Consider the following 11,895-nt stretch of genomic DNA (forward strand, 5'->3'; position numbering starts at 1 on the left):
CCTGTTAGCTGGTGTACTCATGCTGGTCGCGGCCGTGAACATGGCTCCCACCGAGGCTGATCGATTCGCTGACTCCGCCGGCAGCATGGAGACGGTCGCCCGCTCGATGGGCGAGGGTGCTGAGCTGGAGCAGCAGACCATCGGAAACCTCACGTTCGAGAAGGTTTTCCGGGTGAACGGTCTGGTCTATTTCCAACAGGGCCAGGGGTGGTTGGGAGACCGCGTCTACGGCTATGTCTGGAGCCCTCGTGCGCAGCCGCGCGAAGCTGAGCACGTGGAAGGCCCGTGGTACAGATACACAGATCTCGAGGACTGATCTTTCGGATGACCAGAGTTGAACCGCCTCGCCGCAGGTCAGGGACATCCGTTGGAATTTCCCGACATTACAGCGAGGTTCGTGGCGCATCACGATCCGCGTCTCCCAGCGCATCGACCAACTGGACGAGATGAGGCAGGACATCGACCGGCTCCGCGACGGCAACGACGACCTGGTGACGTGTTGAGCTTGAACGGGCGAAGAGATCGGCATGGGATCGCGCAGAGTTTTCTACCGGTGGGGCCGAGCCCTCATCCGCTGCTATCGGAACCGTCTGCCGTTCCGTCCCGGCCGACGACCGGCGACCGGTGCGGTGATGGTCACGGGGATGCCTGAGGGAGCCTGGGCGCCCGTGATGCGCCTGAGCTCGGCCTCGCCCGAACGGACCGCGCTGGTCTGCGGGACGATGCCGGCGTCGGCCATCAAGCGGGTCATGTCACGGCGCTGGTTGGGCAGCACCAGGGTGACGACGCTGCCGGACTCGCCGGCGCGGGCGGTGCGGCCGCCGCGGTGCAGGTAGTCCTTGTGGTCGCTCGGCGGGTCGACGTTGACGACGAGGTCCAGGTTGTCGACGTGGATGCCGCGGGCCGCGACGTTGGTCGCCACCAGCGCCGTGACGTGGCCGCTCTTGAACTGGGCGAGGGTGCGGGTGCGCTGGGGCTGGGATTTGCCTCCGTGCAGCGCGGCGGCGCGCACTCCGCTGTTGAGCAGCTGTTCGGTGAGCCGGTCCACAGCGTGCTTGGTGTCCAGGAACATGATCACCCGGCCGTCCCGAGCAGCGATCTCCACGGTGGTGGCCTGCTTGTCGGCGCCCTGGATGTGCAGCACGTGGTGCTCCATCGTGGTGACCGCGCCCGCCGAGGGGTCGACCGAATGGACCACCGGGTCGGCCAGATAGCGGCGGACCAGCAGATCGACGTTGCGGTCCAACGTGGCGGAGAACAGCATCCGCTGGCCACCTGGGCGCACCTGGTCGAGCAGGTGGGTGATCTGCGGCATGAAGCCCATGTCGGCCATCTGGTCGGCCTCGTCCAGCACGGTGATGCCGACCTGGTCCAGGCGGCAGTCGCCGCGCTCGATGAGATCTCTGAGCCGTCCCGGGGTCGCGATGACGACCTCGGCACCGTTGCGCAGCGCATGGGCCTGGCGGCTGATCGACATGCCGCCGACGACCGTGGCCAGCCGCAGCTTCAGGGCTTGGGCGTACGGGGTGAGCGCATCGGTGACCTGCTGGGCCAGTTCCCTGGTGGGGACGAGGATCAGGGCAAGCGGTCGCCGCGATTGTGCCCGCTGTCCGGAGGTGCGGACGAGCAGGGCCAAGCCGAAGGCGAGTGTCTTGCCCGACCCGGTGCGCCCTCGCCCCAGGACGTCCCGGCCGGCCAGGGAGTTCGGCAGCGTGGCCGCCTGGATCGGGAACGGTTCGTTCAGGCCCAGGCTGGTGAGCACCTTCAGCAGTGCGGGCGGCATGCTCAGCTCAGCGAAGGTCGCGGCTGCCGGCAGGGCCGGGGTTACGGTGACGGGCAGCGCGAACTCTCCCTGGAGCGCGGCGGGGCGCCGCCCGTTGCCGGACCGGTTGGAGGCGCCTGAGCCGTATCGGCCGCCCCTGCCTCGGGCGGAGCCGCCCGTACGGGACGAGAAGTTGCGGTCATGCGCGCGAGTTGCGTGGTTCATGCAGAACCTTCCTCAATGCGGCACGTGGCAGGCGATCCTCGGCGCGATGAGCGGCACAAGAACAGTTAGCACGAGCCGAAGAAAGACGAGTCGAACCGGCGGAAAAAGCCTGGGTTCGTACGTCGAAATGGTCGGCTTTCGCCGGGAAGAACGCGGCTGTGATGCCGCGCCGTGGAACTGGAGCGGGCCTGTGCCCGAACCGGAGCCCTCGGTGGTGCATCCGGTGTGCGGTGGAAGAACAGACACGCTGTGCTTCTCGGGTTGTGAGGTCATCACGGCACGACGGATGCCACAAAAGCAACGCGCCGGGGCCCGCGCCCTGCGGCGCGGGCCCCGGCTACGTGGTGCGCGGTGTCAGGCGGGAACGATGTTCTCGGCCTGCGGGCCCTTCTGGCCCTGCGTGACGTCGAAGGCCACCTTCTGGCCCTCGCGCAGCTCACGGTAGCCGCCGTTGGCGACGATGTTGGAGTAGTGCGCGAAGACGTCGGCGCCGCCGCCGTCCTGCTCGATGAAGCCGTAGCCCTTTTCCGCGTTGAACCACTTCACGGTGCCGGAAGCCATGTTGATCTCCTTTGATGGGTGCAAAGCCGAAATCCGCATCGAACGGATTTCGCGTCGCGGTGATAGGACCACACACCCGGAGATGACCGGACAACAAAAAATGCACCCGAGGCTACATACCGTCAGGTGCACACAAGTTTTATGGGTACCACAACTGCAACTGGTTCCAACCTAGCACACGTGTCGTCGTGCTCTGTACGTATGCCGCCCGCGGTCGTCGGACGGGCGTGCGTGACCGCTGCTGGTCGGCGGCCGCGCCGCTCACGCCGTGGAGTGGATCCTGGCCTGGATGGTGATCGGTTCCGTCGCCGCGCGGTCCCTGACTCCTGCCGCGGTTGAGCGATCATCATTCCGTCATAATCGGCCCATGGGAAAGAGCTACCAGCGGATAGACGGCAGGCTGCGTGCCTTCATCGAGGCGCAGCACATCTTCTTCACCGCGACGGCGCCGCTGGACGGCGAGGGCACCGTCAACCTTTCGCCCAAGGGCCTGAACGGTTCGTTCGCCGTACTTGACGAACTCACCGTGGCCTACCTCGACTTCGCGGGCAGCAACGCCGAGACCATCGCCCATCTGCGCGAGAACGGCCGCATCACCCTGATGTGGTGCGCCTTCGACGGTCCTCCCAACATCGTGCGCGTGCACGGCCGCGGAGAGCCGGTCTTCCGCGACGACGCGCGGTGGGCCGAACTGATGGGCCACTTCCCCGACATCGACCCGACCCTGCACGGCCTGCGCGCGATCATCGTCGTCACCGCCGAGAAGATCCGCGATACCTGCGGGTACGCCGTCCCGTTCATGACCTATGAAGAGGACCGCCCGCTGCACGCGTCGCGCTTCGCGCGTGAGACCGATGAGTCGCTCGACGCGTACTTCCAGAAGAAGGAGCACATCGCGGCCAGCATCGACGGTCTTCCGGGGCTGCCACTGCCCCTGCCGCCGCTTCCGCGCACCGCATGACACCCGGCCCGGCTGCCCGGCCCCCTGGCGCGCCGTCGAAGTGTCGGGGCGGCTCCAGAACCTGAGCTTTCATGGCGGGCAGGTCGCCGCGCTGCCAGGCGGTCAGGAACGCGGTCGTCGTCTGCTGGGGCGAGTCTTCGGTGCGTACCGTCAGGTAGACGGCAATGCCCACACCGAGGTGATCTCGACGGTGGCCGGCTCCGCGTGCCGCACGGTCGTCATACGGGCGTGCGTGACCACTGCTGGTTGGCGCCGGTGTTGCACGGATACTGCTTGAGGATCGCGCCGTCCGCGGTCGATGCGGCCGGTACGTCCACGCATGTGCCGCTGTGCCGGGCCTGGAGCTGGAAGTAGCCGCCGTTGGCGACCAGCTGGAACTGCTGGTTGGCGCCGGTGCCGCAGGTGTACTGGATCAGCTCGGCGCCGTCGGCGGTCGAGGCGCCGACCACGTCGAGGCACTTTCCGCTGTGGCGGCTGATGACGCGCCAGTATCCGCTGCCCGCGTCCTGGAACCGCCACTGCTGCCAGACGTTGCCGCCGTAGGCGTACTGGCCGACGCGGGCGCCGTTGTCGGTGTTGGGTTGCTGGACGTCCATGGCCTTGCCGCTGTGGCGCACGTCGATCCTGTAGTAGGTCGTGGGGGTGGCGCCGATGGTGTCACCCCAGGCGTAGCGGATGCGGTCGGCGCCGGAGGGGTTGCGGACGGTCAGGCCGAGGTCGGTGCCGCTGCCGGTCAGCGCGTACATCGAGTAGTGGTCGTAGCCGGAGCTGCCGGTCGGCTTACCGCCAAGAGCGGGCCAGTAGGTGCCGCCCATCTGGTTGTCGCGCATGACCTGGGCCATGGCGCGGATGTGGCGCACGAAGTTGTCGGTGCTGTTGGCGTCGCCGTAGTCGAGACCGGTGGCCATCGGCGCGCCGAACTCGGTCGCGACCGCCCGGGAGGCGCAGTTGCCCAGGCGCGTCTGGATGTGGCTGCGGAAGGCGTCGTAGGTCATCGCGCCGTAGAAGAAGGCGTAGTGGTGGAAGGAGAGCAGCGTCGAGGCGAAGCGGCTGTCGCCGCAGACGTCCCGCAGGTCCTGGCTGTAGCCGGTGCCGCCGATGAGGACCCGTCCGGGCGATGCCGAGGTGTGCCGGCTGAGCCAGTTCGCCGCGACGTCGCGCCACTCCGCGGAGGTGTAGCCGTGCGGCTCGTTCATCGGCTCGAAGTAGACGCCGGCGTTCGAGCCGTACGTGCTGGTCACGCCGGACCACATCGTGTGCCAGGCGGCGAGGTCGGTGATTCTGCCGCCGGAGGCGGCGCCGTCCTCCCAATAGGCGAGGATGACCTTGAATCCCCGGGCGGTGGCGGCGTCGATGGCGCCACGGTAGGCGTTCCACCAGGTCGTGTTGGCGACGGTATGGGTGTTGACGGGCAGCCGGACGGTGTTGACGCCCATGGTGGAGGCCAGGTCGTCGTAGAGGGCGTCGGCCTTGGCCCGTACGGTCGCGTTGCTGTCGGACTGGCTCAGGCCGTGCAGGACGAGCGGGCCGGTGCTGAAGTTGTCGCCCAGCACGGCCCAGTTCATGCCCCTGAACTGGCTGGTGGCGGCGTCGGCGGGCGGCGCGGCGGCGATGAGGCTCGCCGCCGCGGTGAGCGTCGCCACCACAGAGGCGATCAGTGATCGGCGTAAGGCCGACGGTCCGGCTGCGTGCGTCATGACAGGTCCAATCACTGAGTACGGCTCCACTGCTGGTTGGTGCCGCTGCCGCAGGCGTACTGCTGGATGTCGGCGCCGTCAGCGGTGGACGCGTTGACGACGTCGAGGCATTTGCCGCTGTGCCGGGCCCGGAGCTGGAAATGGCTGCCGGTGGCCACCCATTGCCATTGCTGGTTCGTGCCGCCGCCGCAGGTGTACTGGATGACGTTCGCCCCGTCGGCGGTCGAAGCGCCGGCCACGTCCAGGCACTTGCCGCTGTTCTGGTTCATCAGCCGGTAGTAGCCGCCGCCCGTCTCCTGGAACTGCCATCTCTGGTTCCCGCCGCCGTTCCAGGTCCACTGCTTGACCTCGGCGTTGTTCGCGGTGGAGGCCGACATGACGTCCATGACCTTGCCGCTGTCGCGGTTGGTGACGCGGTACGCGGGAGCCGGGCCGGGCACGTCGGCCACGGGCAGGATCGTGCCGTGGCGGCAACCGGGGCAGGTGATCTGGCTCAGGCCCGACCAGGAGTCCAGGTTCGCGCTGGTGGCGGTCCAGATGCCGCCGTTGGTGTACTTGTCGACCCAGATGCGCCAGGAGCCGTCGCTCATCCGCAGCACGGCCGGCCCCTCGTAGCCGGAGGTCCACAACTGGCCCTGGTTGCTCCAGCCGCTGGTGAGGCCGGCGCTGGTCCAGTGCTCGATGTACTTGGAGGTCTCGTTCTTGGTGAAGGCGTGGTAGGTGCTGCCCGACTTCACCACGTACGTGTCGATGTAGTTGGAGCCGAGGCCACCCATCTGCGCCGGTCCGCTCCAGGAGGTGAGCGAGGCGTTCTGGGCGGTGAAGACGTAGGGACGGAAGCAGTTGGAGCACGTCGTCCGGGCGATGCTCACGATCACCCGGACGGTGCCGCCCTCGACGTAGAACTCGGGCGCCCAGGTGAACCGCGTGTCGGCGACGCCGGAGCCGACGCTGGTGACGTGCGTCCAGTTGACCAGGTCGGGGCTGGAGGCGATGTTGAAGTGGGTCGAGTTCGTGGTCCACGACTGGACGGTGTGGGCGATGTAGTACAGCCCGTTGTGCTGGATGACGCTGGGATCGCGGAGCACGCCGGACGGGCCCTGGTAGCCGGTGTCGGCCAGCACGCTGAAGTTCGTGCCGTCGGACGAGGAGTAGACCCAGAGCTCCTGGTCGGCCGCGGCGTCCCCCTTGAACGTGGTGTAGACGTAGCCGGGGGCGACCTGCGCGGGGGTGGCGACGGTGACCCCGGTGGCGGCGGCGAGCGCCACGAGGCAGAGCCGCACCAGCCATCGTCTGACCTTGAGCTGTCCGTTCACGGGTGAACTCCGTTTGGCCGGAACAAGACCATTCTTGTTAGCGCTAACATTCGACGCGCCGGGGGCAATGGGGATGACATCGGCGTTACGCCAGTGTGTTCCCGTGTATCGAGCCGGTCAATACGTCCGAGCCTCCAGGAGGCGGATGATTTCGGCGTGGCCGGTGCCGAGCCACGACTCCGAGCGAAGGATGCCCGTGCTGTCGCGCACCTCGGCCACGATCCGTACGTCGCCTCCTTCACACTCCTCACGGCGAACGACGATCCGCGCTCCCTGTGGGGCATGTTCCGTGGCTCGTGCGAGCAGCTCCGTATCGATGTCGCGCCCGGCGTACCGGCGGGCGAGATCGATGGGGCGCCGGCCCTGAACGTCGGCCGATACAGGGTTCGCCCCATGCTCGAGCAGTGCTTTCACGACGGCCAGTGGTACGTGACGTTCCCCGGCGCAGGGTCCGGCTGCGCGTCGCTCTCAGGCAGGTGAATAGGTGAGGCAGTCCGCCGTGCCGGAGCCGTAGCCGACCGTGATGTTGGGAGCCTGGCATTCGAACTGGGTGTTGTGCCGGCAGTCCGCCATCTTGCACGCGCCGACGTGGCCGACGTTCGCGGGATCGCCGCCCTTGGTCGAGGCGCTGAAGAAGGTGTCGCAGTGGGCGTGACGGGAGTCGCCCACGGTGATGGCCATGGCGTGACATTTGCCGTCGGTGTTGTAGGCGCATGCTTCCACGTCGCATGCGTTGACCACAGGCATCTTCATCGAATTCCCCCGAACGTGACGTGTGGCCGAGGCCGGTCAGCGGCTTCTCGGAACCGCTCAGGATGCTGCCCCGGCGTCAGAGGGTTCACTCCGCGTCGTCATGAAGCTGGGTGAAGTCTTGGCGATGGCTATGGCAATGGAGCTGATCGGTGCTTTCACCCCTCGCCGTGGGTGGGGACGATGTCGAGTGCGCGCATGCGGCGCTCGCCCCATTCTCCCAGAGCGCCGAGCGCCGCGTAGAGCGAGACGCCTTCGCGGGTCAGCTCGTACTCGACCCGGGGCGGTGTCTCCTCGAACACGGTCCGCCGGACGATGCCGTCGGCTTCGAGCTCGCGGAGCTGCTGGGCAAGGACCTTGTCGCTGATGCCGGGCAGGCTGCGCCGCAGTTCGCCGAATCGACGCAGCCGCTCGTCCAGCGCCCACAGGATCAGCGCCTTCCATTTGCCGCCGACGACGTCGAACGCGGCGTCGAGAGCACAGACGTAGGGCGGGTTGCGCACTGCCTCATGGTAGCCGGGCCCCGGCTGGCTCAGCCTGCGGCGATGGCGCGCCGCATCCGCCACAGCGAGGCGCGCAGGTGCCCGGAGAGCTCCGCGGGCACCCCCGCCTCCTCGGAGGTGGAGATCATGTTCTCCAGACCGGTCGCCTGCATCGCGGCGTTGTACTCCTCGGGAACGGACACGCTCACGTCGGCCTCGCCGGCGATGATCGGAAGCATCCGCTCCATCCAAGGCCGCAGCACGTCGCGCTTGAACGCCTCCACGTCACCGCCTTCCGCGTGGACCAGCGCCACGGCGTGATCGGCCCCGGCGCTCATGCCGTACATGCCGCTGAGCGCGGCCATGTCGTACAGCGACGCGAACCCCGGGTCCTCGCCCACCCAGTGGGGACGGCCGACAGGACTCAGCACGGGGGCGACCCGGTCGAACAGGTCCCGCGGGCCGCTGTAGAGGACGGAGGCCGCCTCCGTGCCGACCGTCTGGGGCACCGCCAGGATTCCGCCGGCGAGGAACCGCACGCCGTGCCCGTCGAGCCACCGGGCGAGCTCACGCGCCTGCCGTACGGAGCCGCTGGTGAGGTTGACGAGCGGGCCGCCGGAGAGTTCCCGCAGGACCGGCGCGAGCGTCTCCCGGACGCTGGCGTCGTCCAGGAGGCACGCCACCGTGAGGTCCCCGGCGTCGATCGCCTCGCCCGGGTCCGACGCCTCCCGCGCGCCGCGCGCGACGAGGTCGCCCGCCTTTCCGGGGGTGCGGTTCCAGACCGTCACCTCACGGCCGGCTTCGAGGAGGGTGCGCGCCAGCGTGCGCCCCATGGCTCCCAGACCGAGAAAAGCGATGCGTTCAGGTTTCATGTCCATGGCCCCACTGTTCAACCTGGGCGGCTCCGGCCACAAGAACGCACTTCGAAGTGCGTGGTTACCCGGAGGTTAGCGACGCGGCGAGGGGCCTCGGGCCGCCCGTGGTGAACGATCGACGGCTGTGATTCGGGGTTCGTATTCTCAGGTCGCAAGCCCGTGACAGTGGTTCGCAAGGGGATGAAGGTGAAATATGGGTCATCTCGACGGGTGTTGAAGGCGGATCATGGTGCGGGAAAGCGGGACCTGTCCGGATTGTGGGGCGATGGTGGGGTCCGGAGCGGGGGTTCAAGAGCCCGTGTCCAGGTGCCCGCGGTGCGGACTGCTGCTGCAGGGGCCTGTGGCGTACGAGCTCTGGCAGGTGGACCAGGCCCTCGCCGAGCTGAGCGGGCGGCAGGCCTGGTTGCAGTCGCGCCGCGGGGAACTGCTGGAGGTCCTGCGCACCGGCGGGCCCCATCCAGGTCCGCCGCACGTGGGGATGCCGCACGTGGGGATGCCGCACGCGGGGATGCCGCACGTGGGGATGCCGCACGCGGGGATGCCGCCGTATCCCGGGCCGCCGCCCCCGGGAACGGGGCCGTACCCCGGGATGGTGGGTGGGTCCCCGGCGCGGGAGGTCTCCCCGGCCGCCGCGAAGAACGTGCTGCTGATCCTCGGCGGGCTGCTGCTCGCCGTGGCGGCGGTGGTGTTCACGGTGGTGAGCTGGGGGCGGCTGGGCATCGGCGGGCGGGCGGCGGTGCTGGCGGGGTTCACCGCGCTGGTCATGCTGGCGCCGGTCCTGCTGACGCGGCGCAGGCTCACCGCGACGGCCGAGACGGTGGCCGGGTTCGGGGTGGTGCTGCTGCTGCTCGACGGGTACGCGGCCCGGAGGGCGGGATTCCTCGGCCTCGACGCTCTCGACGGGCTGCACTACACGGCGGGGGTGCTGGGGGTCACCGCGCTCGTCCTGGTGGTCCATGCCCGGGTCACGGGGCTCCGCGTGCCCGCTCCGGTGGCCGTGGTGCTGGCTCAGCCGGTCCTGCCGCTGCTGTTCGGTGAGCTGTCGGGGACCTTGCTGGTGGCCATGCTGGTGGTCACCGCGGCGGCGGACGCGGCGCTGGTCCGCTGCGGCAGGGGAGCGGTGCGGGTGACGGCCGCGGTCTGCGGCGGCGGGGTCGCCGCCTTAGCCCTGCTGGGGGGCGCGCTGTACGCGCTGGGGGCGCCCTCGGCCGGGGAGGCGGTGCTGAGGTCGGCGCCGCTGGCCGTGCTGGCGCTGCTCGGCGGGTTCGTGACGTGGCTGCTGGTCAGGGCGGGCAGGGCCGACGGGGAGCTCTGGGCCGCCGCGGTCACCGTCGGGACCGTGCTCGCCTTGATCGCCGTGCCGGCGGCGTGGGCGCAGCCGGTGCTGTGGATCTCGGGCACGGACTGGCGCGCACTGGGGTACCTGGTGCCGGCGCTGGCGGTGGTGCTCGCCGCCAGCTGGCTGCCCTGGCCGAAGGTGCGGTCGGCGGCCGTGGCCACCGGTGGGCTGGTGGCGCTGGGGACCGTGCTGACGCTGCTGCCCCGGCTCCTGGGCGCTCTGGTGTCGCCGCTCGCCTGGCTGGACCTGTTCTTGACGGGGACCTGGGGCGGAGCTCAGTGGGAGCCATTGGCGAGAGTGACGCCGGCGGACGTGGTGATGCTGGGCGCGGTGGCGGCCACCCTTCTGGCGGCAGCCGTACGGCTCAAGGGCGGGCGATCGAGGGCCGGGACTCCTGACGGTGCTGGGCGGCCGGGTGACGGGATGCCTGGCGGCGGGCGGCCCACGACGGCGCCTTCTGGCGGCAGGCGGTGGGCGGTGGGCGGTGCGCTGGTGTTCGGGGCGCTCATGGTCGCCGTCGCCCCGCACGCGTTCGGGGCGCCCTATTCCGCCGCCGTGGCGGTGCAGGCGGTGCTCGCCGTCGCGGTGACAGTGGCCGCCGCCGTGAGCCGGGTGCCGTGGTGGGCCGTGACGTGCGCGGTCGTGGCCGTGGCGGCCTCGGGGCGGGCGGCGGCGTACGCGTTCGGCAGCGAGCCTGCGACCTTGATCGTGCTGCCGGTCCTGGGCATGGCGGCGGCCGGGGTGGCGTGGGCGGCCAGGGTCAAGGGGCTGCGGGCGTGGGGGTTCGGCTTCGCCGTGCTGTTCCTCGGGCTGGCGGCGGTGGCGGCGGGGTTCTCGCTGGGCCTGCGCGTCCTGGTCGCGATGAGCGTGGGCTTCGCCGCGGCCGGGGTTCTGGTGCTGGTCAGGTCGCTGTGGGCGGGCCGGGACCGGGCGATCGGCCTCCGGTACGCAGGCGTCGCCCTGCTGGTGCCGGCCTCCTGGTTGCGGCTGGCGGCGGACGAGGTCACCGTCGTCGAGGCGTACACGGTGCCGTGCTCGCTGGTCCTGCTGGGATCCGCCTGGCTGCGGCGGCGCGGCGCGCCTGTCTCGTCGTGGGCGGCGTACGGGGCGGGCCTGTCGGTCACGATGGTGCCCAGCCTGGTGGCGGTGTACGCGGACGTGGAATGGCGGCGGTCGCTGGCGCTCGGCGTGCTGGCGCTGGTGGTGCTGCTCGCCGGGGTCAGGTTCAGGCTCCAGGCTCCCACGGTGATCGGGGCCGTCGTGGTGGCCGGGGTCGCGGTGCGCGAGCTGGGTCCGTACGTGTCGGAGATGCTCCTCGTGGTGCCGCGCTGGGCGCCGATCGCGGTCGGCGGGCTGCTGCTGGTGGTGATCGGGGCGACGTACGAGGCGCGCATGCGGGACCTGCGTCGGCTGCGTGACAGCTTGGCGTCGATGAGGTGAGCGCGTGATCAGTGAAATAGCCATTACCTACAGGTAGTGTGGGTTGGGTGGACACCTCATCGATCGCCGTCGTCGGCGGCGGCGCGAGCGGCGCTCTGACCGCCATCCACCTGCTGCGGCTCGCCCGCACCCGCAGGACGCCGATCACCGTCACGCTCATCGACCAGCACGGCCGGCACGCGCTCGGCCAGGCGTACGCGACCACCGATCCGCACCACCTGCTCAACACCCGGGCCGACCGGATGAGCGCCGTCGAGGGCGAGCCCGGCCACTTCCTGAGCTGGGCCCGCGCCGCGGGCCTGGACGCGACCGGGACCGGCTACCTGCCGCGGGCCGTCTACGGCCGCTACCTGCGCGAGGTGCTGGCCGCCTCGGCGGAGCCACCGGCCCGCGCGCTCCACCTGATCACCGGCACCGCCATCGGCCTGGCAGGCGACCACGCCGTACGCCTGGCCGACGGCCGCCGCGTCGCCGCGGACGCGGTCGT

Annotated in this window: 12 protein-coding genes; 4 read left to right on the forward strand and 8 right to left on the reverse strand. The window is 69.9% G+C overall.

The window, feature by feature from the left end:
* Nucleotides 1–19: 19 nt before the first annotated feature.
* Nucleotides 20–316, forward strand: coding sequence for a hypothetical protein (locus OUY22_RS02615; RefSeq protein ID WP_270153063.1), 297 nt, complete (start codon nt 20–22; stop codon nt 314–316).
* Nucleotides 317–577: 261 nt separating this feature from the next.
* Here the strand turns inward: OUY22_RS02615 and OUY22_RS02620 are convergent, their stop codons facing one another.
* Together OUY22_RS02620 and OUY22_RS02625 are read right to left on the reverse strand one after the other, a co-directional pair.
* On the reverse strand, nt 578–1,987 hold the full coding sequence (locus OUY22_RS02620) for a DEAD/DEAH box helicase (protein ID WP_270153064.1): 1,410 nt from the start codon (nt 1,985–1,987) through the stop codon (nt 578–580).
* A 354-nt stretch (nt 1,988–2,341) separates the two neighbouring features.
* Nucleotides 2,342–2,548, reverse strand: coding sequence for a cold-shock protein (locus OUY22_RS02625; protein ID WP_270153065.1), 207 nt, complete (start codon nt 2,546–2,548; stop codon nt 2,342–2,344).
* Nucleotides 2,549–2,816: 268 nt separating this feature from the next.
* Between OUY22_RS02625 and OUY22_RS02630 the strand changes: the two genes are divergently transcribed.
* Nucleotides 2,817–3,509 (forward strand): pyridoxamine 5'-phosphate oxidase family protein, encoded by a 693-nt coding sequence (locus OUY22_RS02630; RefSeq protein WP_270153066.1) that lies wholly within the window; start codon nt 2,817–2,819, stop codon nt 3,507–3,509.
* A gap of 218 nt (nt 3,510–3,727) precedes the next feature.
* Here OUY22_RS02630 and OUY22_RS02635 read toward each other — a convergent pair whose 3' ends face one another.
* The 6 genes from OUY22_RS02635 to OUY22_RS02660 all read right to left on the reverse strand — a co-directional run bounded on the left by OUY22_RS02635 (nt 3,728) and on the right by OUY22_RS02660 (nt 8,632).
* Complete coding sequence (locus OUY22_RS02635) at nt 3,728–5,206, reverse strand: RICIN domain-containing protein (protein WP_270153067.1); 1,479 nt, start codon at nt 5,204–5,206, stop codon at nt 3,728–3,730.
* Nucleotides 5,207–5,217: 11 nt separating this feature from the next.
* Nucleotides 5,218–6,522, reverse strand: coding sequence for an RICIN domain-containing protein (locus OUY22_RS02640; protein ID WP_270153068.1), 1,305 nt, complete (start codon nt 6,520–6,522; stop codon nt 5,218–5,220).
* Between the two features lie 117 nt (nt 6,523–6,639).
* On the reverse strand, nt 6,640–6,936 hold the full coding sequence (locus tag OUY22_RS02645) for a hypothetical protein (protein ID WP_270153069.1): 297 nt from the start codon (nt 6,934–6,936) through the stop codon (nt 6,640–6,642).
* A gap of 54 nt (nt 6,937–6,990) precedes the next feature.
* The gene (locus tag OUY22_RS02650) at nt 6,991–7,275 is read right to left on the reverse strand and encodes a DUF1540 domain-containing protein (RefSeq protein WP_270153070.1); all 285 of its coding nucleotides are present in this window, start codon (nt 7,273–7,275) and stop codon (nt 6,991–6,993) included.
* A 155-nt stretch (nt 7,276–7,430) separates the two neighbouring features.
* Nucleotides 7,431–7,775, reverse strand: coding sequence for a winged helix-turn-helix transcriptional regulator (locus OUY22_RS02655; RefSeq protein WP_270153071.1), 345 nt, complete (start codon nt 7,773–7,775; stop codon nt 7,431–7,433).
* Between the two features lie 29 nt (nt 7,776–7,804).
* Nucleotides 7,805–8,632: an NAD(P)-dependent oxidoreductase gene (locus OUY22_RS02660; RefSeq protein WP_270153072.1), complete on the reverse strand. Its 828-nt coding sequence runs from the start codon at nt 8,630–8,632 to the stop codon at nt 7,805–7,807.
* 337 nt (nt 8,633–8,969) lie between these two features.
* Here OUY22_RS02660 and OUY22_RS02665 point away from each other — a divergent pair, with 337 nt between their 5' ends.
* On the forward strand, nt 8,970–11,408 hold the full coding sequence (locus tag OUY22_RS02665; protein WP_270153073.1) for an SCO7613 C-terminal domain-containing membrane protein: 2,439 nt from the start codon (nt 8,970–8,972) through the stop codon (nt 11,406–11,408).
* A 47-nt stretch (nt 11,409–11,455) separates the two neighbouring features.
* On the forward strand, nt 11,456–11,895 hold a 440-nt coding region (locus OUY22_RS02670; RefSeq protein ID WP_270153074.1), incomplete at its 3' end, for an FAD/NAD(P)-binding protein.

Origin of the sequence: Nonomuraea corallina (genome assembly GCF_027620315.1) — a bacterium.
Taxonomy (GTDB): Bacteria; Actinomycetota; Actinomycetes; order Streptosporangiales; family Streptosporangiaceae; genus Nonomuraea; species Nonomuraea corallina.